The following is a 25,812-nucleotide window of genomic DNA, read 5'->3' on the forward strand; positions in this document are numbered from 1 at the left end:
AAGCGAGGCGTACGGTGTTCTCGACAGAGCGGGGGCCCGGGGCGAGACTTGGGCCTCGGCAGCCGGGCGGTGAGCCCAGGCGAGGAAGAGGAAGGTGTCCGAGTGTCCCGCCGCAGAATCGGCTTCTGGTACCGCCTGGCGGCAGTCATCGCCAAACCGCCGCTGATCGTTCTGATCAAGCGGGACTGGCAGGGAGGGGAGTACATTCCGGCCGACGGCGGATTCATCACCGCGGTGAACCACAATTCGCACATCGACCCGTTCGCGTACGCCCACTTCCAGTACAACACCGGCCGCGTTCCACGCTTCCTCGCCAAGCACGGCCTATTCACCAAGGGATTCATCGGGGCCGTCATGCGCGGCACGGGTCAGATTCCCGTCTACCGCGAGACCAGCGACGCGCTGAGCGCCTTCCGGGCCGCCATCGACGCCGTCGAGCGCGGCGAGTGCGTGGCCTTCTATCCCGAAGGCACCCTCACCCGCGACCCCGACCTGTGGCCCATGACCGCGAAGACCGGCGTCGCCCGGGTCGCCCTCCAGACCAAGTGCCCGGTGATTCCGGTCGCGCAGTGGGGCGCCAACCACGTACTGCCGCCGTACGCCCGGCGACTCGACCTCTTCCCGCGCAAGACGCACCACGTGCTCTGCGGGCCGGCCGTGGACCTGTCGCGGTTCTACGACCAGGAAATGAACCCGGAATTGCTGCGCGAGGCGACCGAGGTCATCATGGCCGCCATCACGGAGCTGCTCTCCGAGCTACGGGGAGAGCCGGTGCCCACGGCCCTGTACGACCATCGTCAGGCCAGGGCGGAACAGCGGCGCAAAGCCGCGGAAGAGGGGTCGAAGTGACGCGGGTCGCCGTCTTCGGAGCGGGTTCGTGGGGGACGGCGTTCGCCATGGTCCTCGCCGACGCGGGGTGCGAGGTGACAATCTGGGGCCGCCGCGCGGAGATCGCCGACTCCATCAACGCCACCCGTACCAACCCCGACTACCTGCCGGGCTTCGAACTGCCCGTCGGCGTACGGGCCACGACCGACCCGGAGGAGGCCGCGCGCGGCGCCGAGTTCACCGTACTCACGGTGCCCTCCCAGACGCTGCGCGGCAACTTGGCCGAGTGGGCGCCCGTACTGCCCGCCGACACCGTGCTCGTCTCGCTGATGAAGGGCGTCGAACTCGGCACCGCCAAGCGGATGAGCGAGGTGATCGAGGAGGTCGCCAAGGTGACGGCCGACCGCGTCGCCGTGGTCACCGGACCCAACCTCGCCAAGGAGATCGCGGGCCGGATGCCGGCCGCGGCCGTCGTCGCCTGCCGGGACGAATCGGTCGCCCAGCGGCTCCAGTCCGCCTGCCACACCCCGTACTTCCGCCCGTACACCAACACCGATGTCGTCGGCTGCGAACTCGGCGGAGCGGTCAAGAACGTGATCGGGCTCGCCGTCGGTATCGCCGACGGCATGGGCCTCGGCGACAACACCAAGGCCTCCCTGATGACCCGCGGACTCGCCGAGACCACCCGGCTCGGACTGGCCATGGGCGCCGACCCGCACACCTTCTCCGGCCTCGCCGGCATGGGCGATCTGATCGCGACCTGCTCCTCGCCGCTCTCCCGCAACCACACCTTCGGCACCAACCTCGGCCGCGGGATGACCCTCCAGGAGACCATCGCGGTCACCAAGCAGACCGCGGAAGGCGTCAAGTCCTGTGAGTCCGTGCTGGATCTGGCCCGGCGCCACGCCGTCGACATGCCCATCACGGAAACGGTCGTGGACATCGTCCACAACGGGAAGCCGCCGCTCGTCGCGCTCAAGGAGCTGATGTCACGCAGCGCCAAGCCCGAGCGCCGCTGACTCGACGGCTACCAACAGGTACGCTCATCGCGATATGAGCAGCGAGAACTCCTCCCAGAGCCCTGAGCAGCAGCTCCGCAAGCCGCGCGTGGCCGTCGTCTTCGGCGGCCGGAGCTCCGAACACGCCATTTCGGTGGTCACGGCGGGTGCCGTCCTGCGGTCCATCGACCGTACGAAGTACGACGTCCTGCCCATCGGTATCACCACCGACGGCCGCTGGGCGCTCACCGCCGACGATCCGGACCGGATGGCCATCGCCGACCGGACCCTGCCGAGCGTCGAGCAGATCGCCGAGTCCACGGACGGCGGCGTCGTCCTCTCCGTGGATCCGGGCAACCGCGAGGTCGTCTACAGCGAGCCGGGCTCCGTGCCCAAGGCGCTGGGCGAGGTCGATGTCGTCTTCCCCGTACTGCACGGCCCGTACGGCGAGGACGGCACCCTCCAGGGCCTGCTGGAGCTCGCCGGTGTCCCGTACGTCGGCGCGGGCGTCCTCGCCTCGGCCGTCGGGCAGGACAAGGAGTACATGAAGCGGGTGTTCACCTCCTTCGGGCTGCCCGTCGGCCCGTATCTGGTGATCAGGCCCCGCGAATGGGAGCAGGTCTCCGACGACGGCGCCGCCGGCAAGGGCGCGGCCGCCCGTAAGAAGATCGTGGACTTCGCCGCCGAGCACGGCTGGCCGCTCTTCGTGAAGCCCGCCCGCGCGGGCTCGTCCATGGGCATCACCAAGGTCGACGACCTCTCGGGACTGGACGAGGCGGTCGCCGAGGCGCAGCGCCACGACCCCAAGATTCTGGTGGAGTCGCTGCTGCGCGGCCGCGAGATCGAGTGCGGGGTGCTGGAGTTCGAGGACGGGCCGCGGGCCAGCCTGCCGGCCGAGATCCCGCCCGTCACCTCGCACGACTTCTACGACTTCGAGGCCAAGTACATCGACTCGGCCACCGGACTGGTGCCCGCGCCGCTCACCGACGAACAGACGGCGGAGGTACGGCGGCTCGCGGTCGAGGCGTTCGAGGCGACGTCCTGCGAGGGACTGGTCCGCGCGGACTTCTTCCTCACGGAGGACGGCGAGTTCGTCATCAACGAGATCAACACGATGCCGGGCTTCACTCCGATCTCCATGTACCCGCGGATGTGGCAGGAGACGGGCGTCGGTTACGCGGAGTTGGTGGATCTGCTGATCCAGGCGGCGCTGCGGCGTTCGACCGGTCTGCGCTGAGACCCGCGCTCCGCGACCGTACGGCGCGTGCCACGGACCGCCGTGCTACAGGCTGGACGGGACCGTCTTCCTGACCGGCCCGGCCAGTTCCGCGAGCGGAGTGGAGTCGTGGTTGAACCGCGAGCTCATCGTGACCTCCACATAGGTCTTGCGGTACGTGGTGGTGAAGCGTGGGCCGGAGTCCCGTTCCTCCAGCATCCAGTTGACGCCGTCGGCCTCCACCGCGTCCGACTGGGCGTCGCTCATCTTCCCGGGCCGGGGGACACCGCAGCGCAGCACGATCGCGGCGTCCCCCCACCCGGCGGTCAGTTCGGAACGCGGTTCGGGATCATTCCTGTCGAGGTCCGCGACGGTCTTCGGCAGTTCCTTGTGGAGCGCGCGGCAGAGCGCGGCCTCCTCGGTGGACGGGCTGGGAACAGCGGCCGACGCCTTCGCGTCGTTCGAGGAACAGCCCGTCACCGCTGCCAGCAGGGCAACCGCGGGCAGCCAGAGGAGCGTACGGCCGGATAGCCTGCGACGGGACGGCAGGCGGCGGGAAATGGTCACCGGCCAAGCGTAGACGGGAGCTCGGATCCGCCCGCACGTGGCGGGCGGGAGAACGAACGGGCCGGGGTACGCGCACCGCGAGGCGGAGAATCGAGGCAGGGCGCCATGGTGAGTGACGACAACGCGCTGGGGTGCGTACCCCGGCCCCGTGACGTCACCCGCCGCATACGGGCAGATCGTGACGCCACCAGCCATCCGCGGACCGCCCTAGAGATGCACGACCGGGCAGGTCAGGGTGCGGGTGATGCCTTCCACTTGCTGGACTTTGGCGACGACCATGCGTCCCAGTTCATCGACCGTGTCGGACTGCGCACGCACGATCACGTCGTAAGGGCCTGTGACGTCCTCGGCCTGGATCACTCCCGGAATCTTGGCGATGGTCTCGGCGACGGTCGTCGCCTTTCCCACCTCGGTCTGAATAAGGATGTACGCCTGTACCACGGAACCTCCAGGGCGGCCACGAGGATCATGTGGGGAGAAGAGACGCCACGGTATCGCGTCGCCACACGCCACGGGGAGACCTGCGCGCCCGGTGGCGCTCGCGGTGCGGTGTACAGAAGACAGAAGTTGACGTGTGCCATGACGGTACCTACGGCAGTGACGGTCCGCGACCGCAGGCGCGGCCCGGCGAAGAGAGGGGAGACTCGGTGAAGGGAACCGTGGGGGAGTTGGGGGAGTTCGGGCTCATCAGGGAGCTCACGTCCCGGCTCACCACCACCCCGGCGGTGCGGCTCGGGCCGGGCGACGACGCCGCGGTCGTGGCCGCGCCGGACCGACGGGTCGTGGCGAGTACGGACCTGCTGCTGGAGGGACGGCACTTCCGCCGTGACTGGTCCACGGCGTACGACGTCGGCCGTAAGGCGGCCGCGCAGAATCTGGCGGACATCGCGGCGATGGGCGCGGTGCCCACCGCGCTGCTGCTCGGCCTGGTCGTACCGGCCGAACTCCCGGTCACCTGGCCGACCGAGCTGATGGACGGCATCCGTGACGAGTGCCAGGTCGCGGGCGCGGCCGTGGTCGGCGGGGACGTCGTGCGCGGTGACACGATCACCATCGCGATCACGGCACTCGGCGATCTGCGCAACCACGAACCGGTGACCCGGTCCGGCGCGCAGCCGGGCGATGTCATCGCCTACACCGGCTGGTTGGGCTGGTCGGCGGCCGGGCACGCGGTGCTCTCGCGCGGCTTCCGTTCGCCCCGCGCCTTCGTCGAGGCACACCGCAGGCCGGAGCCGCCGTACCACGCGGGCCCGGCGGCGGCCGGCCTCGGCGCCACGGCCATGACCGACATCAGTGACGGACTCGTCGCCGACCTCGGGCACATCGCGGAGGCCAGCAAGGTCCGTATCGATCTGCGCTCCGGCCTGATCGACATCCCCACGCAGATGAACGACATCGGGCAGGCGGTCGGTATCGATCCGATCCAGTGGGTGCTGACCGGGGGCGAGGACCACGCGATCGTCGCCACGTTCCCGCCGGACGTGAAGCTGCCGGCCCGCTGGAAGGTGATCGGTGAGGTCCTCAACCCCTCGGCGCTGCCTCAGGTGACGGTCGACGGGGCGCCGTGGACGATGAAGGGCGGCTGGGACCACTTCGGGGACATCGAGGACGCCCCGTAACCGGCGGGGCCGTGGGCGTCACGGCCGTCGGCGGTCGTTGGCGGTGCCACGGCCGTACACCGGCGCGGCCGTTCGTGCCCGGCGGATCCGCGTCCGTTCGCGCCCGGTAGATTCGGGTCCATGCCGATATCCGAACGAGTCTCTCCGCCGCGCGTACCTCCCCGTGTCCTCACCGTCGCCGGATCGGATTCCGGTGGCGGTGCGGGCATTCAGGCCGACCTGAAGACCATGCTGGCATTCGGCGTGCACGGGATGAGCGTGCTCACGGCGGTCACGGCGCAGAACTCCGTGGGTGTCCAGGGCGCCTGGGAGATGCCCGTGGAGGCGGTACGGGCGCAGTACCGCAGCGTTGTCGATGACATCGGCGTTCAGGCGGTGAAGACCGGAATGCTCTCCTCCGCCGAACTGGTCGGCACCGTCGCCGAACTGCTCGCCGAGACCGACGCCCCCGTGGTCGTCGACCCGGTCGGGGTCTCCAAGCACGGTGATCCGCTGCTGGCCGCCTCGGCCCTGGACGGCGTACGGAAACTGCTGCTGCCGACCGCGACCGTCGCCACCCCCAACCTGGACGAGGTGGCCCAGCTCACCGGCGTACGGGTGGAGGACGAGGCGGGGCTGCGGCGCGCGGCGGACGCGCTGCTCGCCCTCGGGCCCCGCTGGGCGCTGATCAAGGGCGGGCATCTGCCGGGAGACGCGGTGGATCTGCTGACGGATGGTGACGAGGAACACTGGCTGCGGGCGCCGCGCCACGACAACCGGCATACGCACGGGACGGGCTGCACCCTCGCGTCGGCGATCGCCGCGGGGCTGGGCGGCGGGCAGGGTGTGGTGGAAGCCGTGCTGGCCGCCAAGGACTATGTGACGGGCGCGATCCTGAACGGTTTCCCGCTGGGGGCGGGCATCGGTCCGGTGGACCACGGGTGGCGAGCCCGCGCCTGATCGTCGATCCGGCCGGGGGCCTGGGCCTGGGCAGATCCGGCCCTGGACACGGCAAAAAGCCGGCCCACCGAGGTGGACCGGCTTCTCAAGGCAACCGCAGGGGCTGCGCTACGACGCAGGCGTCAGCGCGAGACCTTGCCGGCCTTGATGCACGATGTGCAGACGTTGAGCCGCTTCGGCGTCCGACCGACCACGGCACGCACGCGCTGGATGTTCGGGTTCCAGCGACGGGACGTACGGCGGTGCGAGTGCGAAATGTTGTTGCCGAAGCCCGGCCCCTTGCCGCAGACGTCGCAGTTGGCAGCCACGGGTCACTCCAAAGACTTCAGATGCTCGTACAGAGAAACCGGCGTGGCTGATCAGTTCCTGATGTCGCGTTGCCGGGGATTGGCCCGACTTTCATCGGGCAACCGCAGCAGCATACAACGACTGCCTCGGTACGAGAAAACTATACCCTTCTCGCATCACAGCTCAGCCGCCCAAGGAGGACCCCGCAGGTGCCGCAGACCCTCGACGCCGCAGCGGTGCGGAGCTGGTGCTCGCTGGCGCTGGAGGCCCTCGGCCGGGAGCGCGAGGAGATCGACGCGATCAACGTCTATCCGGTCGCGGACGGTGACACCGGTACCAATCTCTATCTGACCGTGGAGTCCGCCGCCGGGGCGGTCGAGGCGGTCTTCGCCGCGCACGAGACCCGCGCCTCCGTGCCCGCTCCGGCCGATGCCGTACGGGCCATGGCGCACGGCGCGCTGATCGGAGCCAGGGGGAACTCGGGGACGATCCTGGCGCAGCTCCTGCGCGGTATGGCGGAGGTGCTGGCGGACCCGGCGGCCGGGGACGAGGACAGGAACCGGCTGGCCCACGCGCTGCGGCGGGCCGCCGAGCTGGCCCGTGAGGCCGTCGCACACCCCGTCGAGGGCACGATCCTCAGCGTGGCGTCCGCGGCGGCGGACGCGGCGACCGCCGCGGACCGTACGGCGCGGGACGGCGGACCGGCGGGTGACGCGGCGGCCGTACGGGCGGCGTACGCGGGCGCGTGCGCCGCGCTCGACGCCACCCCGGGCCAACTGGCCGTGCTCGGGCGCGCGGGCGTCGTGGACGCGGGCGGAAGGGGCCTGCTGGCCGTCCTGGGCGCGCTGGCGCACACCCTCACGGGCGAGGCACCGGCCGTCTTCCCGACGAGCCACCGGCGGTACGAGACGCCCGCGGCGAGCGAGCCCCGCGCCACCGGTGACGGGCCCGCCTTCGAGGTGATCTACCTCCTGGAGGCGGACGACCGCGCCGTGGCCCGGCTGCGGGAGCGGCTCGACGGGCTCGGCGACTCCCTGGTCGTCGTCGGCGGCGACGGGCTGTGGAACGTCCACGTACACGTCGACGACGCGGGCGCCGCCGTGGAGGCCGGGGTCGAGGCGGGCCGCCCGTACCGCATCCGGATCAGCCACTTCGACGCCGCGGCCGAGCCGCCGAAGGAGCAGGCCCAGCGGGCCGTCGTCGCGGTCGTCCCCGGCGAAGGGCTCGCGGGACTGTGCGCCGAGGCCGGCGCGACGACCGTTCTCGCGCGCCCCGGGGAGCCGGCCGCCAGCGGCGAGCTCGTCGAGGCGATCCGGCGCGCCCACGCGCGCGAGGTGGTGCTGCTGCCGAACGACGCGGCCCTGCGGCACACCGCGGCCGCCGCCGCCGAACAGGCCCGTACCGAAGGGGTACGGGTCGCCCTCATCCCGACCCGGGCCGCCGTCCAGGGCATCGCGGCGCTCGCCGTCCATCAGCCGGACCGCCACTTCGACGAGGACGTCGTCGCGATGACCAGCGCGGCCGGAGCCACGCGCTACGCCGAACTGGCCGTCGCCGAACGGCAGTCCTGGACCTCGGTGGGGATCTGCCAGGCCGGGGACGTCCTCGGCCTGATCGACGGAGACGTGGCGGTGATCGGCGCCGACCTCGCCGCGACCGCCGAGGCGGTCCTCTCCCGGATGCTGGCGGCCGGCGGCGAACTGGTCACGCTCGTGCTCGGCGAGGACCTGCCGGACACCCTCGCCGACCGCCTGGAGCGGTACGTACGCGACGGGTACCTGGCCGTCGACACCGTCGTCTACCGGGGCGGCCGGCAGTCCGTACCGCTGCTCGTCGGGGTGGAGTAGAGCGGCCCGCCACATCCGGTGGCACGGCTTCGACCTGCGGAAATCCACGGGTGCGCGACGACTGTCGGTGCCGTGGTGTGCAATAGATCGCGTGTCCGCGCTGGATGAACCTCTCAAGAAGACGCTCGGCCCCGCCACCGCGAAGGTGATGGCCGAACACCTCGACCTGCACACGGTCGGCGATCTGCTGCACCACTACCCACGGCGGTACGAGGAGCGCGGCCAGTTGACCACGCTCTCCGACCTGCCGCTGGACGAGGACGTCACCGTGGTCGCCCAGGTCGCCGACTCCCGGGTGCACACCTTCAACCACGGCCGGGGCCAGCGTCTGGAGATCACCCTCACCGACGGCACGGGCCGCCTCCAACTGGTCTTCTTCGGCCGGGGGATCCACAAGCCGCACAAGGAGCTGCCGCCGGGCAGCCGGGGGATGTTCGCGGGCAAGGTGTCCGTCTTCAACCGCAAGCTCCAGCTCGCGCATCCCACCTATGTGCCGCTGGGCCGATCCACCGGAGAGGCGGCGGAGGACGACGACGCGACGGACGGGGTCGACGGGTTCGCGGGGAAGCTGATCCCGATCTACCCGGCGTGCAAAGGCCTGGAGTCCTGGAAGATCACCAAAGCGGTCGACGCGGTCCTGCCCCGGGCCGTCGAAGCCGTCGATCCGCTGCCACAAGCGCTGCGCGAGGGACGCGGGTTCGTGTCGCTGCCGGAAGCGCTGCTCAAGGTCCACCGGCCCGAGACCAAGGCCGACATCGAGGACGCCAGGCAGCGGCTGAAGTGGGACGAGGCGTTCGTACTCCAGGTCGCCCTCGCCCGGCGGCGGTACGCGGACGCCCAACTCCCCGCCGTGGCACGCCGACCCGTGGCCGGCGGCGTGCTCGACGCGTTCGACGCCAAGCTGCCGTTCACCCTCACCGACGGCCAGCTCAAGGTCACCGCCGAGATCTTCGCGGACCTCGCCACCGAACACCCCATGCACCGGCTGCTCCAGGGCGAGGTCGGCTCGGGCAAGACCCTGGTCGCGCTGCGGGCGATGCTCAACGTCGTCGACGCGGGCGGGCAGGCCGCGATGCTGGCGCCCACCGAGGTCCTCGCCCAGCAGCACCACCGTTCCATCACGGAGATGATGGGCGAGCTGGCCCAGGGCGGGATGCTCGGCGGAGCCGAAGACGCCACGAAGGTCGTGCTGCTCACCGGTTCCATGGGCGCGGCGGCCCGGCGCCAGGCACTGCTCGACCTGGTCACCGGCGAGGCCGGGATCGTGATCGGTACGCACGCCCTGATCGAGGACAAGGTGCGGTTCCACGACCTCGGTCTGGTCGTCGTGGACGAGCAGCACCGCTTCGGGGTGGAGCAGCGCGACGCGCTCCGCTCCAAGGGCAAGCAGCCCCCGCATCTGCTGGTCATGACGGCCACGCCCATTCCCCGTACGGTCGCGATGACCGTCTTCGGCGATCTGGAGACCTCCGTCCTGGACCAACTCCCGGCCGGGCGCTCGCCGATCGCCAGCCATGTGGTACCGGCCCAGGACAAGCCGCACTTCCTCGCGCGTGCCTGGGAGCGGGTGCGCGAGGAGGTCGGGAAGGGGCACCAGGCGTACGTCGTCTGCCCGCGCATCGGTGACGACGAGGACGAGAAGGCCAAGAAGAAGGCCAAGTCGGCCCCGGAGGACGACGCGGAGAAGCGGCCGCCGCTCGCGGTCCTGGAGGTCGCCGAGCAGCTCACCGAGGGGCCGCTGGCCGGTCTGCGGATCGAGGTCCTGCACGGGCGGATGCAGCCCGACGACAAGGACGCCACGATGCGCCGCTTCGCGGCCGGCGAGGTGGACGTCCTCGTCGCGACCACGGTCATCGAGGTCGGGGTGAACGTCCCGAACGCCACGGCGATGGTGATCATGGACGCGGACCGGTTCGGCGTCTCCCAGCTGCACCAGTTGCGCGGCCGGGTGGGCCGTGGCTCGGCCCCCGGTCTCTGCCTGCTGGTGACCGACATGCCGGAGGCGAGCCCCGCCCGGGCCCGGCTCGGCGCGGTCGCCGCCACGCTCGACGGCTTCGAGCTGTCCCGTATCGACCTCGAACAGCGCCGTGAGGGCGATGTCCTCGGCCAGGCGCAGTCCGGAGTGCGCTCCTCGCTGCGGATGCTGGCGGTCATCGAGGACGAGGAGGTCATCGCCGCCGCCCGCGAGGAGGCCGTCACGGTGGTCGCCGGGGACCCGGAGCTGGCGGGACACCCGGAGCTCCTGACGGCGCTGGACGCGCTCCTGGACACGGAACGGGAGCAGTACCTCGACAAGGGGTGAGAGACGAGAGATGGGACAGGGGCTCGCGCACCGGCCGGGCCCCGCTCGGGGCGTACGCCATATCGTGGGGGAGTACGCGTCGCCCCACCCACGAACCGAGGACCCGACACCCATGACCCGCGTGATCGCCGGTGCGGCCGGCGGACGCCGCCTCGCCGTCCCGCCCGGCAACGGCACCCGCCCCACCTCCGACCGTGCGCGCGAGGGCCTCTTCTCCAGCTGGGAATCGCTCCTCGGCACCCTCGAAGGCATCCGGATCGCCGACCTGTACGCGGGCTCCGGTGCCGTGGGCCTGGAGGCTCTTTCGCGCGGCGCCGCGCACGCCCTGCTCGTCGAGGCCGACGTCCGCGCCGCCCGCACCGTCCGCGAGAACGTGACGACGCTCGGCCTGCCCGGCGCCGAGGTCCGCACCGGCAAGGCCGAACAGGTGGTCCAGGGGCCGCCGCCGGCCGACCCGTACGACCTGGTGTTCCTCGATCCGCCGTACGCCGTCACCGACGACGATCTTCGGGAGATCCTGCTCACACTCCGCACCAAAAGCTGGCTCAGCGGTGATGCCGTCGCCACTGTGGAACGCAGCACGAGGGGCGGGGAATTCGGCTGGCCCGAGGGATTCGACGCACTTCGGTCCCGCCGCTACGGCGAGGGAACGCTTTGGTACGGTCGCGCCGCCTCTACGTGTGAAGACGCATGATGACCGGACCGGAGAGCGAGGGAATTCAGTTGCGCCGCGCCGTCTGTCCGGGGTCCTTCGACCCCATCACCAATGGACATCTCGACATCATCTCCCGCGCCTCCAAGCTGTACGACGTCGTACACGTGGCGGTAATGATCAACCAGTCGAAAAAGGGACTGTTCACGGTCGACGAACGGATCGCCCTGATCCGCGAGGTCACCGCCGAATTCGGCAATGTCGAGGTCGAGGCGTTCCACGGCCTGCTCGTCGACTTCTGCAAGCAGCGCGACATCCCGGCCATCGTCAAGGGCCTGCGTGCCGTCAGCGACTTCGACTACGAACTCCAGATGGCCCAGATGAACAACGGGCTCTCGGGAGTCGAGACGCTGTTCGTCCCCACCAACCCCACCTACAGCTTCCTCTCCTCCTCCCTGGTCAAAGAGGTCGCGACCTGGGGCGGAGACGTCTCCCACCTGCTGCCCCCGGCCGTCCACGCGGCGCTGACGGAGCGGCTCGGCCAGCGGTGACGAGCTGACGGCCCGTCAGTCGGTGTCGGAGGGGCTCCTCCTGGCCGTACAGTCGTTGCGTCCGTCTCCAAACCAGCTGAGAGAGTGGCGAGCACACGGTGGACGTGCAGAAGAAGCTCGACGAGATCGTCGACACGGTGGGGAACGCCCGCTCCATGCCCATGTCGGCGTCGTGCGTGGTGAACCGCGCCGAGCTGCTCGCGATGCTCGAAGAGGTACGGGACGCGCTCCCGGGCTCGCTGGCCCAGGCCCAGGAGCTGATCGGCGGCCGTGAGCAGCTCGCCGAGCAGGCCCGCCGGGAGGCCGACCGCATCATCGAGGCGGCGCACGCCCAGCGCTCCACGCTCCTCGCCGACACCGCGGTCGCCCGCCAGTCCCAGGAGGAGGCCGACCGTATCCTCGCCGAGGCCCGCAGGGAGGCCGAGGAGGTCCGCGCGGAGGCGGACGACTACGTCGACTCGAAGCTCGCCAACTTCGAGGTCGTCCTCACCAAGACCATCGGCTCCGTCGACCGCGGCCGCGAGAAGCTGCTCGGCCGCTCTCCCGGCGGCGACGGGGCGGGATTCGACAGCCCCGAGGACGACGACGCCCCCGAGTACAGCGCGGACCCCGGCACCCTGATCCAGCGGGCCGACGAGTACGTCGACGCCAAGATCGGCGCCTTCGAGGCCGTCCTGTCCAAGACGCTCGAAGCGGTCGGGCGCGGCCGGCAGAAGCTCCACGGCCGTATCGACTCGGACGACCTCGGGGCGCACATGGCGGCCCAGGACGCGGCGGGCCCGCAGGGGCGCACCAGCGACGCGGACTACCTGGCCGGCCTCGCGGACACGCCCCAGGGCTTCGCCCGGCCCCAGGCCCCGGCGCAGCAGCCCCTCGTCCCGGCGCAGCAGATGCCCCCGGTCCCGGCGGCGCCCCCGGTGCCTCCGGCCGTGCCCGACCAGCAGCCGTACGCCGACCCCGCCTACGCGCAGAACGACCCCGCCTACGCGCAGACCGGCACCGGCTATCAGGAGACCGCCGCCGGTTATCCGGGAGGCGGGGCGGGCGCCGGCTACCAGGACCCCGGGTACGCCGAGGCCGGCTACGCGGGCTATCAGCAGCAGGACCCGTCGTACGGCTACCAGCAGGACCCGTACACGTACCAGCAGCAGGGCTACGACCAGGGGCAGGCGCAGGCCCAGGGCACGTACGACCCGAACTACGGCTGGCAGCAGCCCGAGGCCCAGCCCCAGCAGGCCCAGCAGCAGGCGCTGCCGCCGGGCTCCGGGCAGCAGGGCGCCCTCGACGAGACCAGCCTCTTCGACACCAGCATGATCGACCTCGACCAGCTGCGCAGGTACGAGCAGGGACGCTGAGGGCCTCCGGAAGCCTCCGAGAGGTCTCGCGCGGTCGTCGGCCCGCAACCGGATTGGGCCTACGGCGGCTGGTCCAGTACCCTGGCTCTTCGGCCGCGTGTATGTCCGCGGCTCCGGCTGCCCGCTTCGTTTCCGCGACGGTGGCGGCCCACCCCCACGATCCGAAAGCGGGAAAAACCCTGAACGCGCGCCTCGACCATCGCAACCCCCTCGTGTTCGACACACACGAGCTGGGGCGGCGTCCTGGTGCGCTCCAGAAGCTGACCCGCTCGGTGCCCGCGCCCAAGGACCTCGGTATCGCGGGCGTCATCGGAGCGCCCGAGGGCGCGCCCGTGGAGCTGAACCTCCGACTCGAATCGGTCATGGAAGGGGTGCTCGTCACGGGCACCGCCCGTGCGTCGGCCGAGGGGGAGTGCGTAAGGTGTCTGGAGCCGCTGCGCCACGAGGTGGCAGCGGACTTCCAGGAGATGTTCTCGTACCACGACGCCGATGACCGGGGCCGCACCCGTGCGGAGCCCGACGACGACGCCGAGGACGACGAGGACAGGCTCTTCATCGAGGACGGACTGTTCGACCTCGAACCAGTGCTGCGTGATGCGGTGGTGCTCGCACTGCCGATGCAGCCGGTGTGCCGGGAGACCTGTGCCGGCCTGTGTTCCGAATGCGGGATCAGGCTGGACGAGAACCCGGACCACCACCATGACGCCGTCGACATCCGTTGGGCGGCGCTGCAGGGACTCGCCGAGACCGTCAAGGACGGCGAGAAGGACAACATGGGCGGCGCCGAAGCGGGCGTCGACGAGAAGCAGGAGAAGTAGCCGTGGCTGTTCCGAAGCGGAAGATGTCGCGCAGCAACACGCGCCACCGCCGGTCGCAGTGGAAGGCTGCGGTCCCCACCCTGGTTTCGTGCGAGCGTTGCCAGGAGCCGAAGCTGCAGCACATCGCGTGCCCGAGCTGCGGCACCTATAACAAGCGCCAGGTCCTCGAGGTCTGAGCGGCTGGTGAGAGGCTCGATGTCTGAACTGTCCCCTGCCAAGAAGCAGACAGACAATGTCAGTACAGCCTCGTCCCACACGCTTCTGGAAGGGCGGCTCGGGTATCAGCTCGAGACCGCCCTTCTGGTGCGTGCACTGACCCACCGTTCGTTCGCGTACGAGAACGGCGGTCTGCCCACCAACGAGCGGCTCGAATTCCTCGGGGATTCGGTGCTCGGCCTGGTGGTCACGGACACGCTGTACCGCACCCACCCCGATCTGCCTGAAGGCCAGCTGGCCAAATTGCGGGCCGCGGTGGTCAACTCACGTGCGCTGGCGGAAGTGGGCCGCGGCCTCGAACTCGGCTCCTTCATCCGGCTCGGCCGGGGCGAAGAGGGCACGGGTGGCCGGGACAAGGCATCCATTCTCGCCGACACCCTTGAAGCGGTGATCGGCGCCGTCTATATCGACCAGGGCCTCGAAGTGGCGTCCGAGCTGGTGCACCGGCTCTTCGACCCGCTGATCGAGAAGTCCTCGAATCTCGGGGCCGGCCTGGACTGGAAGACCAGTCTCCAGGAGCTGACCGCGGCGGAGAGTCTCGGAGTACCCGAGTATCTCGTCTCGGAGACAGGCCCGGACCACGAGAAGACCTTCACTGCTGCCGCCCGCGTCGGTGGTGTCTCGTACGGCACCGGCACCGGCCGCAGCAAGAAGGAAGCGGAGCAGCAGGCCGCGGAGTCCGCCTGGCGGTCCATCCAGGCCGCCGCGGACGAACGGGTAGCGGCGGGGAAGACCGCCGACGACGCCGACGTTGAACAAGACGTCGACGCCGACGCCGAAGGGGCCGCCGACACCCCTTCGACCCCGCCGGAGCAGGCACCCGCGGACCCGGCCAACGCCTGACGGTCCGTGCTCTCCTTCCTGGTGCACCCCTCGCGTCGTCGTACGACGACGCGAGGGGCGTTCACCGTTCCGGCGCCCGCGCCGACCCGTTCCAGCCCGTCTTCCCCCGGGTTCTGTGCGATCGGACAGAACTCCGGGCTTCCCGAGGAGTCCCCGTGCCCGAGCTGCCCGAGGTCGAAGTCGTCCGGCGCGGGCTCGAACGCTGGGTCAGCGGCCGTACGGTCGCCGAGACCGAGGTACTGCATCCGCGCGCGGTACGGCGGCATCCCGCCGGTGGCGTCGATTTCGCGGCCCGCCTTCAGGGGCACACCATCGGCACGGCCCGCCGGCGCGGCAAATACCTCTGGCTGCCCCTCGCCGACACGGACGCCTCGATCCTCGGCCACCTCGGGATGAGCGGCCAGCTCCTCGTCCAGCCCGAGACCGCTCCCGACGAGAAGCATCTGCGGATCAGGATCCGCTTCGCCGACGACCTGGGCACCGAGCTGCGCTTCGTCGACCAGCGCACCTTCGGCGGGCTCTCGGTCCACGACAACTCCCCGGACGGACTGCCGGACGTCATCGCGCACATCGCCCGCGACCCGCTCGACCCGGACTTCGACGACGACGCCTTCCACACCGCGCTGCGGCTGCGCCGTACGACGGTCAAGCGCGCGCTGCTCGACCAGTCCCTCATCAGCGGCGTCGGCAACATCTACGCGGACGAGGCGCTCTGGCGCAGCAAGCTCCACTACGAGCGTCCCACCGCGGCGCTCACCCGGCCGCGCTCCGTCGAACTGCTCGGCCACGTACGGGACGTGATGAACGAGGCGCTCGCCGTCGGCGGCACCAGCTTCGACAGTCTGTACGTCAATGTGAACGGCGAGTCCGGGTACTTCGACCGGTCGCTGGACGCGTACGGACGCGAGGACGAGCCGTGCCGCCGCTGTGGCACGCCCATGCGGCGGCGGCCCTGGATGAATCGCTCCAGCTACTTCTGCCCGCGCTGTCAGCGACCGCCGCGAGTCGTGACGGCGTCGCGCGCCGTCTCCTCGCCCGGTGCGGTCTCTTCGACGCGTGCCGCCTCTTCGCCCCGTGCCGTCCCGTCGCCGGGCGCGGTTTCGCCGGTCCGCGACGAGTCGTAACGCTCCCGGGCCCGCAGCACCTCGGGCATCCGTCCCTCCAGCAGCTGGATGAGACCGGACAGCCGCTCCGCGACGTCCCGTCCCAGCGCGGTCAGTTCGTAGTCGACGCGCGGCGGATTGACCGGATGCGCGTGGCGGTGCACCAGACCGTCCCGTTCCAGCGCGTGCAGGGTCTGGGAGAGCATCTTCTCGCTCACCCCGTCGACGCGTCGCCGCAGTTCGTTGAAGCGGCAGCCGTTTTCGTACAGGGCGCCGAGCGTCAGACTGCCCCAGCGGCCCGTCACATGCTCCAGCGTGGAGCGCGAGGGGCACTGCCGGGAGAAGACGTCGAAGACGAGACCGTCATCGGGAGAAGTGCCGTCGGGAGAGGTGCCGTCGGCAGGAGGAAGACCGTCCATATCGACACCTTACAACCGGAAAGCGCCACCCGATGGATGGCGCTTTCCAAAAGTGAGCAGCGGCTCAGAAGCCGAAGTCCTGCGTCCACCACGGGCCGCCGGAGCCGGTGTGGACACCGACGCCGAGCCGCGTGTAGTCGCAGTTCAGGATGTTCGCGCGGTGGCCCTCACTGTTCATCCAGGAGTCCATCACCGCCTTCGCGGTGGCCTGACCGCGGGCTATGTTCTCGCCGCCGAGTCCGGTGACGCCCGCCTTGTCGGCCCGGTCCCAGGGGGTGTTGCCGTCAGGGTCGGTGTGGCTGAAGAAGCCGCGCGCGGCCATGTCGTCGCTGAAGTCCTGCGCCAGCTTGTCCAGGGAGGCATCGGCGCGCAGGGGGCTGCAGCCCACCTTGTCCCGCTCCTGGTTGACGAGCGAGAGCACCTCGGTCGCCATCGAGCTGGTGCTGTCGTCGGCGCTGGGCGCCGCGGTCGAGGGTGTCGACTCCGTCTTCGTGGGCACCGGGTCCTTGGTGGGCGTCGACGGCGCCGAGCTCTTGTCGGTCTCCCGCGTCTTCGCCGGGGCGGCGGCGGACTTCGACCTCGTCGGCTCCTTCGATTCCTTCGAAGGAGTGGCGGACGGCTTCGTCGTCGTGGCCGACGCCGACTTCGTCGGCCCCTTCGCCCTCGCCGAGCTACGGCTGGGGCTCTCGGAGGTCTCGCGGGACCGGTCGGCGGAGGCACCGCCCTGCGTGTGGAGCTCGGGCGCGGAGTCGGCCCGGACCGGTCCGCCGTTGCCGCTGTCGCCGAGGGTGTACTGGCCGCCACCGGGCAGCAGGCCCGAGGCGACGGCCACGGCCCCTACGGCCATGGCCGCGGATGCGCCGAGCAGTCCCGTACGTACAGGCTTGGCTATTCGTCTCTTCCGGCCGGCACCTTCGGGGTGCGAGCCGCCCGTACCGCCCGTACCGCCCACGGAATGATCAGCGGGTGGTACGGCGGCGGAGCGTCGATGTCGTCCCATCTGCTGTGCCTTCCTCATGCGCTCGACGGCAGGGTGACTCACCCGATCGGGTGAACCTCAATGCGACCGGACTGTACGGCATGAGGTGTGGGGGCGCCGGGACTAGCGGGCAATCGGCCGGTTAGTTTGCGGGGCATGAATGACGACGCACGGCTTACCGCCTGGGTGCGCGGCCGAGTACAAGGAGTGGGCTTCCGCTGGTTCACCAGGGCGAACGCTCTGGAGATCGGCGGCCTCACCGGATTCGCCCTCAATCTGGACGACGGCAGGGTCCAGGTGGTCGCCGAGGGGCCACGTGAGAATTGCCACCGGCTGCTGGAGTGGCTGCGGTCCTCCGACACACCCGGGCGTGTAGACGGAGTCACTGAGATCTGGGACACCCCGCGCGGCGGCTACGAGAGCTTCGCGATCCGGTGACACGTGCCCCCTCGACGGGGCCCGCGGGACAGGAGGAGTGCCCGTGGCACATGCGCAGGTCGGCGATGACCTGGTAGTTGCCAAGACCGGCCAGTCGTGCCAGGCTGCCGGACTAACAATGATCTCCACGCCCCCAGGGCCCCGAGAGAGAGCCGGCGTCGCGCCCTCGCGACCCTGTGCCCCCGGGCTGCCCGTCGGCCCCGGCTGTGATCGTGTTGACCGTCAAACTTTTTGGTGAGACTCTGGAATCCCCGCGCACCTTAGCTGTTTGGCAGTAAGAACCGCAGTAGGAACAGCAGTGATGAACAAGCGCTGCCAGGCACCGCGGGTGCGATTTCCCTCACGACCCAACCGCATTCGGTCGGTCACTCATTTGTGGAGGACCATCCATCATGGCAAAGGCGCTTCTCGGTTATGTCGGCGGCTCCGACCCGCGACTCCTCGCCGAGATGCGACGGCTTCAGCAGCGTGTCCAGGACCTTGAATCCGAGCTTGTACGGATCCAGTCCGAGAATGACTCGCTGAACGCTGCCGTCGCACAGCACCCCGGAGACTCGCTGCTCGACGGCATCGACATTGATGTCCCCCAGGCGGAGCCCGCGCTCACCTGACGACAACCCCGTTCGGGGTCAGGTGAGAGACACTCTCGCAAGATATGCAAGGGACGCTTCGGCGTCCCTTCTTTCTTTTTGTCTTCCGTTGTATGAACTTCCGTTGTACGGAGCATTGTTGGCGCGGCGGCGGGCTTTCTTAACGTCTGATGTGCCCTGCGCGTTCAGTGGTGAAACCGCCGGGGGACGATCGTGGCCGGGTAGAGTCCGACGGCGTGCACCTCAAGGCCATGACCCTGCGCGGGTTCAAATCCTTCGCCTCCGCCACGACGCTGCGCTTCGAGCCCGGTATCACCTGCGTCGTGGGCCCGAACGGTTCCGGTAAGTCCAATGTGGTGGACGCGCTCACCTGGGTCATGGGAGAGCAGGGCGCCAAATCACTGCGCGGCGGCAAGATGGAAGACGTGATCTTCGCCGGGACGACCGGGCGGCCGGCGCTCGGCCGCGCGGAAGTCTCTCTCACCATCGACAACTCCGACGGTGCGCTGCCGATCGACTACGCGGAAGTCACCATTACGCGGATCATGTTCCGCAACGGCGGCAGCGAATACCAGCTCAACGGGGATACCTGCCGCCTTCTCGATATCCAGGAGCTGCTCTCCGACTCCGGTATCGGCCGCGAGATGCACGTGATCGTCGGACAGGGCCAGCTCGACTCCGTACTGCACGCCGATCCGATGGGCCGCCGGGCGTTCATCGAGGAGGCCGCCGGAGTCCTGAAGCACCGCAAGCGGAAAGAGAAGGCGCTGCGGAAACTGGACGCGATGCGGGCGAACCTCGCCCGCGTCCAGGACCTCACCGACGAACTGCGCCGCCAGCTCAAGCCGCTCGGACGGCAGGCCGCGGTCGCCCGCAGAGCCGCCGTCATCCAGGCCGATCTGCGGGACGCGCGGCTGCGGCTGCTCGCCGATGATCTGGTGAGCCTGCGCGAGGCACTCCGTACGGAGATCGCCGACGAAGCCGAGCTCAAGCAGCGCAAGGAGGCCGCGGAGAACCGGCTCAAGGCCGCGCTGGCACGGGAGGCGGAGCTGGAGGACGAGGTGCGTCGGCTGGCACCTCGGCTCCAGCGGGCCCAGCAGACCTGGTACGAACTGTCCCAGCTGGCCGAGCGGGTACGCGGCACGATCTCGCTGGCCGACGCGCGGGTGAAGAGCGCCACCGAGGCCCCCACGGAGGAGCGCCGGGGCCGCGACCCCGAGGACATGGAACGCGAGGCCGCGCGGATCCGCGAGCAGGAGGCGGAGCTGGAAGCCGCGCTGGAGGCGGCCGAGCACGCCCGCGAGGACACCGTCGCGCACCGCGCCGAGCTGGAGCGTGAACTGGCCGCCGAGGAACGCCGGCTCAAGGACGCCGCCCGGGCGATCGCCGACCGCCGCGAAGGGCTCGCCCGGCTGCACGGCCAGGTCAACGCGGCCCGGAGCCGGGCCGCCTCCGCCCAGGCGGAGATCGGCCGCCTCGCCGCCGCCCGCGACGAGGCCGGGGAGCGCGCGGCAGCCGCGCGGGAGGAGTACGAACAGCTCAAGGCCGAAGTGGACGGCCTGGACGCCGAGGACCACGAACTGGCCGAGCGGTACGAGACGGCCCGGCGCGGACTCTCGGACGCGGAGGCCGCCCTGTCGGCGGCCCGGGACGCCGCCACCACGGCGGAACGCGAACGCGCGGCCCTCGCCGCCCGTCACGAGACGCTCGCGCTCGGCCTGCGCCGCAAGGACGGCACGGGCGCCCTGCTCGAAGCCCGGGACCGCCTCTCGGGCCTCCTCGGCCCGGCCGCCGAACTGCTCACCGTCACCCCCGGTTACGAGATCCCCGTGGCAGCGGCGCTGGGCGCCGCCGCCGACGCGATCGCGGTCGACGGGCCGACGGCGGCTGCGGAGGCGATCCGCCTCCTGCGCCACCAGGACGCGGGCCGGGCCGCGCTGCTCCTGGGCACGGGGGCGGGAGCAGGGTCGGGCGAGACGCCGGGCCCCGGCCCGGAGGGCATCGTGCCCGGCCAAGGAACCGACGGGGCGCGGGGCGCGCCCGGTCCCGGCCGGACCGGTGGAGTCCCCGGCCAGAGCACCGACGGGCCGCACGGCGACCATGCCGGGACGGGCCGGGACGCAGACCCGACGCCGACCGCCACCGGTCCGGCCGGCGCTTCCGGTGCTGCCGGCGTGCTGCCTGCCCAGGCCGCCACGGGCGACGACGGCGCGGCCGTCCGCACCGCCGTCGACGCGCACTCCCCGCCGTACGCCGGGGATCTCGTGCGCGGGCCCGGCGCACTGCTGACGGCCGTACGGCATCTCATGCGGGACATCGTCGTGGTCGGCACGCTGGAGGACGCCGAGGCCCTGGTCGCCGCGCGGCCCTCGCTCACCGCCGTGACCGCCGAAGGCGATGTGCTCGGGGCGTACTTCGCCCAGGGAGGGTCCGCCGGAGCGCCGAGCCTGCTGGAGGTCCAGGCATCCGTCGACGAGGCCGCCGCCGGGCTGGCGGAGCTGGCCGTACGGTGCGAGGAACTGGACGACGAGCAGCGCCGAGCCACCGGGCAGCGGGCCGAATCCGCCGCGCTCGTCGAGGAGTTGGGGGAGCGGCGCCGGGCCGCTGACCGGGAGAAGTCCGCCGTCTCCGGGCAGCTGGGGCGGCTCTCCGGACAGGCACGCGGAGCCGAGGGCGAGGCCGAGCGGACGAGCACGGCCGCCGCCAGGGCCCAGGAGGCGCTGGAGCGTGCCACAGCCGAGGCGGAGGAGCTCGCGGAACGGCTGCTGGTCGCGCAGGAAGCGCCGGTGGAGGAGGAACCGGACACCTCCGTACGGGACCGGCTCGCCGCCGACGGGGCCAACGCCCGGCAGACCGAGATGGAGGCGCGGCTCCAGGTCCGTACCCACGAGGAGCGGGTGAAGGGGCTCGCGGGCCGGGCCGACTCACTCGACCGGGGGGCGCGCGCCGAGCGCGACGCGCGGGCGCGCGCGGAGCAGCGGCGGGCGCGCCTGCGCCACGAGGCCCAGGTCGCCGGCGCCGTCGCGGCCGGCGCGCGGCAACTGCTGGCGCATGTGGAGGTGTCGGTCGTACGGGCCGAGGCCGAGCGCGTCGCGGCCGAGGCGGCCAAGGGGGAACGCGAGCGGGAACTGGTCGCCGAGCGCAACCAGGGCCGTGACATCAAGGATGAACTCGACAAGCTCACCGACTCCGTCCACCGGGGCGAGGTGCTCGGCGCGGAGAAGCGGCTGCGGATCGAGCAGTTGGAGGCGAAGGCCCTGGAGGAACTGGGCGTGGAGCCGGCCGGACTGATCGCCGACTACGGCCCCGACCAGCTCGTACCACCGTCCCCGCCCGCCGACGGGGAGCCGCTGCCGGACGACCCGGAACACCCGGGCCACCGCCCGGTGCCGTACGTACGGGCCGAGCAGGAGAAGCGGCTCAGGTCGGCCGAACGGGCGTATCAGCAGCTCGGGAAGGTGAATCCGCTCGCCCTGGAGGAGTTCGCGGCGCTGGAGGAGCGGCACAAATTCCTCTCCGAGCAGCTCGAAGACCTGAAGAAGACCCGGGCCGATCTGCTCGTGGTGGTGAAGGAGGTCGACGAACGGGTCGAGCAGGTCTTCACCGAGGCGTTCCGGGACACGGCCGCGCAGTTCGAGGGCGTCTTCTCGCGGCTCTTCCCGGGCGGTGAGGGACGGCTGATCCTGACCGACCCCGAGCACATGCTGACCACCGGAGTGGACGTCGAGGCCAGGCCCCCGGGCAAGAAGGTCAAACGGCTGTCGCTGCTCTCGGGCGGTGAACGCTCGCTGACCGCCGTGGCCCTGCTGGTGTCGATCTTCAAGGCCAGGCCGAGCCCGTTCTATGTGATGGACGAGGTCGAGGCGGCGCTGGACGACACCAACCTCCAGCGGCTGATCCGCATCATGCAGGAGCTCCAGGAGAGCTCCCAGCTCATCGTGATCACGCATCAGAAACGGACGATGGAGGTCGCGGACGCGCTGTACGGGGTCTCCATGCAGGGCGACGGCGTGTCCAAGGTCATCAGTCAGCGGCTCCGCTGATACCCAGCTGATGCCCCGTATCAACTTCAGGACTTGAAGTAATCGTGATCAAGGGGCGAACTAAGGCGGGATGAAGAGTGGACCAACCCCCGGGGTTTCCTTAGAAACTTGGAGGCATACTCTCGATCGCGTTGCTTTTGCCTTCAAGTGGTGGCTGGCGGCAAGTTATGCCCCACTTGAAGGGCTCGCCCACCAACGCCCGGCAACGCAGCCGGGCGGTCCCAGGAGTACACGTGACCACCACAGATCAGGTGCCACCGCCCGGAGGTCGAGCGGCCCACCCCGAACACCTCGGCCATGTCATCTTCATCACGGCCTCCGCCGCGATGGGCGGTTTCCTCTTCGGCTACGACAGTTCGGTGATCAACGGCGCCGTCGAAGGCATCCGCGGCAAGTACGACATCGGTTCCGCGGCCCTCGCCCAAGTCATCGCCATCGCGCTGATCGGCTGTGCGATCGGGGCCGCCACGGCCGGCCGGATCGCCGACAGGATCGGCCGGATCCGCTGCATGCAGATCGCCGCGGCCCTCTTCACCATCAGCGCGGTCGGCTCCGCGCTGCCCTTCGACATCTACGACCTCGCGGTCTGGCGCATCATCGGCGGCTTCGCGATCGGCATGGCGTCCGTGATCGGCCCGGCCTACATCGCCGAGGTCTCACCGGCCGCCTACCGCGGCCGGCTCGGCTCCTTCCAGCAGGCCGCCATCGTCGTCGGTATCGCCATCTCCCAACTGGTGAACTACGGCATCCTCCAGCTCGCCGACGGAGACCAGCGCGGCAAGCTCCTGGGCCTGGAGGCCTGGCAGTGGATGCTCGGTGTGATGGTCGTCCCGGCGGTGCTGTACGGGCTGCTCTCCTTCGCGATCCCCGAGTCGCCGCGATTCCTGATCTCGGTGGGCAAGAAGGACCGCGCCAAGGAGGTGCTCGCCGAGGTCGAGAGCGAGGGCGTCGACCTGGACGCCCGGATCGCCGAGATCGAACACGCGATGCACCGCGAGCACAAGTCGAGCTTCAAGGACCTGCTGGGCCGCTTCTCCTTCCTGCCCATCGTGTGGGTGGGCATCGGACTCTCGGTCTTCCAGCAACTGGTAGGCATCAACGTCGCCTTCTACTACTCGGCGACCCTCTGGCAGTCGGTCGGCATCGACCCGTCCAGCTCGTTCTTCTATTCGTTCACGACGTCGATCGTCAACATCATCGGCACCGTGATCGCGATGGTCCTGGTGGACCGGGTCGGCCGCAAGCCGCTCGCGCTCGTCGGCTCCGCCGGAATGGCGATCGCGCTCGCCTTCGAGGCCTGGGCGTTCTCCGCGGACCTCGTCGACGGCAAACTGCCGACCACGCAGGGCACGGTCGCCCTGATCGCGGCCCATGTGTTCGTGCTCTTCTTCGCGCTGTCCTGGGGCGTCGTCGTCTGGGTCTTCCTCGGCGAGATGTTCCCGAACAGGATCCGCGCCGCCGCGCTCGGCGTCGCGGCCTCGGCACAGTGGATCGCCAACTGGGCCATCACCGCGAGCTTCCCGAGCCTGGCCGACTGGAACCTCTCGGCGACGTACGTCATTTACACCTGCTTCGCCGTGCTCTCCATCCCCTTCGTGCTGCTGTTCGTGAAGGAGACGAAGGGCAAGACACTGGAGGAGATGGGGTAAGGGCCCCTGGACGGGCCCTCGGGCGTCGCTTTCATCGGGGGCTTGATGTGAGGGGGCTTCATGTGAGCCTTCATATCGGCAGGGCCTCGGGCTCTTCCTCGCCGTCCTCCTGAGCTCCGGCTCCGGTCCCGGTCCTCGTGTCGGCGGCCGGGGCCGGAGTCCGTTCACGCGGCAGCACCGCGTACAGCGTCGCCGCCACGACGGTCGTGACCACCCAGCCCAGACCGTTCGCCCCGATCCAGGTGCCGGAGAGCGGGCCGGAGAACCAGTCCACCTCCGTGAACAGCAGCCCCACCACCAGCGCCGTACCCCAGGCCACCATCGCCGACAGCGCGAAGCCGCCCCGGTACCAGTAGGCGCTGGTGCGCGTGGTGTCCATCAGCGCCGCGCCGTCATACGTACGCCGCCGCGTCATGTCCACCCCGAAGACGCCGATCCACGCCGAGAACGCCACCGCGAGCAGCGTCAGGAAGGAGATGAACGAGCCGAGGAAACTGGTGGCCACCACCATCAGCAGAAAGCCGAACACGAGGCTGATCACGGCGTTCACACTGACGGCCCAGGCGCGCGGCAGCCTGATGCCCAGGGTCTGCGCGGTGAAGCCCGCCGAATACATCGACATCGAGTTGATCAGGACCATGCCGACCAGCGCGATCAGCAGGTACGGCACCGAGATCCAGGTGGGCAGCAGCTTGCCGATGAACGACACCGGGTCCCGCGCGTCGGCCAGGTCCGGCGTACCGACCGCCATCACCGCGCCCATCAGCACCATCGGAAGCACCACGATCCCCGCGCCGCCGATGGTCGAACCGACCATGGCCCGGCCGGAGGCGGTACGCGGCAGATAGCGGGTGAAGTCGGGGCCCGAGGGCACCCAGCTGATGCCACCCGCCGCGATGGTGCCGATGCCCGCGATCATCATCGCCGTCGAACCGGCCGGCTTGCCGAAGACAGCCGACCAGTCGGTGTTGGCGACGAGATACACCAGCACCAGCACGCTGAAGGCACCGAAGAGATAGGCCGACCAAGTGCTGCACACCCGCAGGGCGTTGATACCCAGCCCCGAGACCAGGAACGTGCCCGCCACGAAGAGCACCAGCGTCAGCACGATCAGCGGAGTACCGCTCTTGACCCCGAACAGCAGGTCCAGAACCGTCAGTACGGCATAGGCACCCGTCACCGCGTTGATGGTCTCCCAGCCCCAGCGCGCGATCCAGATCAGTGTTCCCGGGAAAAGGTTCCCGCGCTGGCCGAACACCGCCCGGGAGAGCGCCATACCGGGCGAACCGCCGCGCTTGCCCGCGATCGAGATCAGTCCGACGATGCCGTACGAGACGACAGGCGCGGCGACGGCGACCACCAGCACCTGCCAGAAGTTCAAGCCGTTGAAGACGATCAGGCCTGCGCCCATCGTGAGCAGCAGCACACTGATGTTGGCGGCGACCCAGGTGGGGAAGAGTTCCCGGACACGGCCGGTCCGTTCACCGTCGGGGACGGGTTCGAGGCCACGGGTCTCGATCGCGCCTTCGGATGCGGAGGCGTGGGGCATGGA

Annotated in this window: 23 protein-coding genes and 1 pseudogene; 18 read left to right on the forward strand and 6 right to left on the reverse strand. The window is 70.3% G+C overall.

The window, feature by feature from the left end; all coding sequences use genetic code 11:
• Nucleotides 1-102: 102 nt before the first annotated feature.
• From ACIQD6_RS30610 to ACIQD6_RS30620, 3 genes are read left to right on the forward strand one after another with little or no spacing between them, the layout of a single operon-like run.
• Nucleotides 103-849: a lysophospholipid acyltransferase family protein gene (locus ACIQD6_RS30610; protein ID WP_401888676.1), complete on the forward strand. Its 747-nt coding sequence runs from the start codon at nucleotides 103-105 to the stop codon at nucleotides 847-849.
• Nucleotides 846-1,847, forward strand: coding sequence for an NAD(P)H-dependent glycerol-3-phosphate dehydrogenase (locus ACIQD6_RS30615; protein WP_401888679.1), 1,002 nt, complete (start codon nucleotides 846-848; stop codon nucleotides 1,845-1,847). The genes ACIQD6_RS30610 and ACIQD6_RS30615 overlap by 4 nt, the downstream gene beginning before the upstream one ends.
• Before the next feature lie 34 nt (nucleotides 1,848-1,881).
• Complete coding sequence (locus tag ACIQD6_RS30620) at nucleotides 1,882-3,063, forward strand: D-alanine--D-alanine ligase family protein (RefSeq protein WP_401888681.1); 1,182 nt, start codon at nucleotides 1,882-1,884, stop codon at nucleotides 3,061-3,063.
• A 45-nt stretch (nucleotides 3,064-3,108) separates the two neighbouring features.
• Here ACIQD6_RS30620 and ACIQD6_RS30625 read toward each other — a convergent pair whose 3' ends face one another.
• Nucleotides 3,109-3,591: a DUF3515 domain-containing protein gene (locus ACIQD6_RS30625; protein ID WP_401888862.1), complete on the reverse strand. Its 483-nt coding sequence runs from the start codon at nucleotides 3,589-3,591 to the stop codon at nucleotides 3,109-3,111.
• A gap of 225 nt (nucleotides 3,592-3,816) precedes the next feature.
• Entirely contained in the window at nucleotides 3,817-4,050 is a 234-nt protein-coding gene (locus ACIQD6_RS30630) for an Lrp/AsnC family transcriptional regulator (protein ID WP_401888682.1), read from the reverse strand.
• 206 nt (nucleotides 4,051-4,256) lie between these two features.
• Between ACIQD6_RS30630 and ACIQD6_RS30635 the strand changes: the two genes are divergently transcribed.
• Nucleotides 4,257-5,228 (forward strand): thiamine-phosphate kinase, encoded by a 972-nt coding sequence (locus ACIQD6_RS30635; RefSeq protein ID WP_401888685.1) that lies wholly within the window; start codon nucleotides 4,257-4,259, stop codon nucleotides 5,226-5,228.
• Between the two features lie 120 nt (nucleotides 5,229-5,348).
• Nucleotides 5,349-6,167 (forward strand): bifunctional hydroxymethylpyrimidine kinase/phosphomethylpyrimidine kinase, encoded by an 819-nt coding sequence (thiD, locus tag ACIQD6_RS30640; protein ID WP_401888688.1) that lies wholly within the window; start codon nucleotides 5,349-5,351, stop codon nucleotides 6,165-6,167.
• Between the two features lie 122 nt (nucleotides 6,168-6,289).
• On the opposite strand, the gene rpmB is transcribed toward thiD, so the two are convergent.
• Nucleotides 6,290-6,475, reverse strand: a complete 186-nt coding sequence (rpmB, locus tag ACIQD6_RS30645; protein WP_003957616.1) for a 50S ribosomal protein L28 — start codon at nucleotides 6,473-6,475, stop codon at nucleotides 6,290-6,292.
• Nucleotides 6,476-6,664: 189 nt separating this feature from the next.
• On the opposite strand from rpmB, the gene ACIQD6_RS30650 reads away from it, so the two are divergent.
• The 9 genes from ACIQD6_RS30650 to mutM all read left to right on the forward strand — a co-directional run bounded on the left by ACIQD6_RS30650 (nucleotide 6,665) and on the right by mutM (nucleotide 16,163).
• Entirely contained in the window at nucleotides 6,665-8,302 is a 1,638-nt protein-coding gene (locus tag ACIQD6_RS30650; protein ID WP_401888690.1) for a DAK2 domain-containing protein, read from the forward strand.
• An 82-nt stretch (nucleotides 8,303-8,384) separates the two neighbouring features.
• On the forward strand, nucleotides 8,385-10,604 hold the full coding sequence (gene recG, locus ACIQD6_RS30655) for an ATP-dependent DNA helicase RecG (RefSeq protein WP_401888864.1): 2,220 nt from the start codon (nucleotides 8,385-8,387) through the stop codon (nucleotides 10,602-10,604).
• A 112-nt stretch (nucleotides 10,605-10,716) separates the two neighbouring features.
• Nucleotides 10,717-11,298, forward strand: coding sequence for a 16S rRNA (guanine(966)-N(2))-methyltransferase RsmD (gene rsmD, locus ACIQD6_RS30660; RefSeq protein ID WP_401888693.1), 582 nt, complete (start codon nucleotides 10,717-10,719; stop codon nucleotides 11,296-11,298).
• Nucleotides 11,299-11,327: 29 nt separating this feature from the next.
• Nucleotides 11,328-11,807, forward strand: a complete 480-nt coding sequence (gene coaD, locus ACIQD6_RS30665) for a pantetheine-phosphate adenylyltransferase (RefSeq protein ID WP_401888867.1) — start codon at nucleotides 11,328-11,330, stop codon at nucleotides 11,805-11,807.
• A gap of 98 nt (nucleotides 11,808-11,905) precedes the next feature.
• Nucleotides 11,906-13,162, forward strand: coding sequence for an ATP synthase F0 subunit B (locus ACIQD6_RS30670; protein ID WP_401888696.1), 1,257 nt, complete (start codon nucleotides 11,906-11,908; stop codon nucleotides 13,160-13,162).
• A gap of 179 nt (nucleotides 13,163-13,341) precedes the next feature.
• Complete coding sequence (locus tag ACIQD6_RS30675) at nucleotides 13,342-13,980, forward strand: YceD family protein (protein WP_401888870.1); 639 nt, start codon at nucleotides 13,342-13,344, stop codon at nucleotides 13,978-13,980.
• A 2-nt stretch (nucleotides 13,981-13,982) separates the two neighbouring features.
• On the forward strand, nucleotides 13,983-14,156 hold the full coding sequence (rpmF, locus tag ACIQD6_RS30680) for a 50S ribosomal protein L32 (RefSeq protein ID WP_003965982.1): 174 nt from the start codon (nucleotides 13,983-13,985) through the stop codon (nucleotides 14,154-14,156).
• Nucleotides 14,157-14,175: 19 nt separating this feature from the next.
• The gene (gene rnc, locus ACIQD6_RS30685; protein WP_401888698.1) at nucleotides 14,176-15,039 is read left to right on the forward strand and encodes a ribonuclease III; all 864 of its coding nucleotides are present in this window, start codon (nucleotides 14,176-14,178) and stop codon (nucleotides 15,037-15,039) included.
• Between the two features lie 155 nt (nucleotides 15,040-15,194).
• Nucleotides 15,195-16,163 carry a bifunctional DNA-formamidopyrimidine glycosylase/DNA-(apurinic or apyrimidinic site) lyase gene (gene mutM / locus ACIQD6_RS30690; RefSeq protein ID WP_401888701.1) on the forward strand — a complete coding sequence of 323 codons (969 nt, stop codon included), beginning with the start codon at nucleotides 15,195-15,197 and terminating at the stop codon, nucleotides 16,161-16,163.
• Here mutM and ACIQD6_RS30695 read toward each other — a convergent pair.
• Nucleotides 16,142-16,561: pseudogene (locus tag ACIQD6_RS30695) on the reverse strand (winged helix-turn-helix transcriptional regulator); the annotation flags it as partial. The gene mutM and the pseudogene ACIQD6_RS30695 overlap by 22 nt on opposite strands.
• A 64-nt stretch (nucleotides 16,562-16,625) precedes the next feature.
• Nucleotides 16,626-17,561 (reverse strand): CAP domain-containing protein, encoded by a 936-nt coding sequence (locus ACIQD6_RS30700; RefSeq protein ID WP_401888702.1) that lies wholly within the window; start codon nucleotides 17,559-17,561, stop codon nucleotides 16,626-16,628.
• Nucleotides 17,562-17,696: 135 nt separating this feature from the next.
• Here ACIQD6_RS30700 and ACIQD6_RS30705 point away from each other — a divergent pair, with 135 nt between their 5' ends.
• The 4 genes from ACIQD6_RS30705 to ACIQD6_RS30720 all read left to right on the forward strand — a co-directional run bounded on the left by ACIQD6_RS30705 (nucleotide 17,697) and on the right by ACIQD6_RS30720 (nucleotide 24,260).
• Nucleotides 17,697-17,978 carry an acylphosphatase gene (locus tag ACIQD6_RS30705; RefSeq protein ID WP_401888704.1) on the forward strand — a complete coding sequence of 94 codons (282 nt, stop codon included), beginning with the start codon at nucleotides 17,697-17,699 and terminating at the stop codon, nucleotides 17,976-17,978.
• 392 nt (nucleotides 17,979-18,370) lie between these two features.
• Entirely contained in the window at nucleotides 18,371-18,589 is a 219-nt protein-coding gene (locus ACIQD6_RS30710) for a hypothetical protein (RefSeq protein ID WP_401888707.1), read from the forward strand.
• Between the two features lie 215 nt (nucleotides 18,590-18,804).
• On the forward strand, nucleotides 18,805-22,611 hold the full coding sequence (locus ACIQD6_RS30715; RefSeq protein WP_401888709.1) for an AAA family ATPase: 3,807 nt from the start codon (nucleotides 18,805-18,807) through the stop codon (nucleotides 22,609-22,611).
• Between the two features lie 233 nt (nucleotides 22,612-22,844).
• Nucleotides 22,845-24,260: a sugar porter family MFS transporter gene (locus ACIQD6_RS30720; RefSeq protein ID WP_401888712.1), complete on the forward strand. Its 1,416-nt coding sequence runs from the start codon at nucleotides 22,845-22,847 to the stop codon at nucleotides 24,258-24,260.
• A 70-nt stretch (nucleotides 24,261-24,330) separates the two neighbouring features.
• Here the strand turns inward: ACIQD6_RS30720 and ACIQD6_RS30725 are convergent, their stop codons facing one another.
• Nucleotides 24,331-25,809 carry a cytosine permease gene (locus tag ACIQD6_RS30725; RefSeq protein ID WP_401888714.1) on the reverse strand — a complete coding sequence of 493 codons (1,479 nt, stop codon included), beginning with the start codon at nucleotides 25,807-25,809 and terminating at the stop codon, nucleotides 24,331-24,333.
• Between the last annotated feature and the right edge of the window lie 3 nt (nucleotides 25,810-25,812).

The organism is Streptomyces sp. NPDC088400, assembly GCF_044753355.1.
In the GTDB taxonomy this organism is placed as follows: domain Bacteria; phylum Actinomycetota; class Actinomycetes; order Streptomycetales; family Streptomycetaceae; genus Streptomyces.

Bases quoted from the DNA above. Each gene is read 5' to 3' on its own strand.
- thiD (WP_401888688.1), top strand. From the start codon at position 5,349: ATGCCGATATCCGAACGAGTCTCTCCGCCGCGCGTACCTCCCCGTGTC.
- ACIQD6_RS30700 (WP_401888702.1), bottom strand. From the start codon at position 17,561: ATGGGACGACATCGACGCTCCGCCGCCGTACCACCCGCTGATCATTCC.
- ACIQD6_RS30705 (WP_401888704.1), top strand. From the start codon at position 17,697: ATGAATGACGACGCACGGCTTACCGCCTGGGTGCGCGGCCGAGTACAA.
- ACIQD6_RS30710 (WP_401888707.1), top strand. From the start codon at position 18,371: ATGGCAAAGGCGCTTCTCGGTTATGTCGGCGGCTCCGACCCGCGACTC.
- ACIQD6_RS30620 (WP_401888681.1), top strand. From the start codon at position 1,882: ATGAGCAGCGAGAACTCCTCCCAGAGCCCTGAGCAGCAGCTCCGCAAG.
- rsmD (WP_401888693.1), top strand. From the start codon at position 10,717: ATGACCCGCGTGATCGCCGGTGCGGCCGGCGGACGCCGCCTCGCCGTC.
- ACIQD6_RS30725 (WP_401888714.1), bottom strand. From the start codon at position 25,809: ATGCCCCACGCCTCCGCATCCGAAGGCGCGATCGAGACCCGTGGCCTC.
- rnc (WP_401888698.1), top strand. From the start codon at position 14,176: ATGTCTGAACTGTCCCCTGCCAAGAAGCAGACAGACAATGTCAGTACA.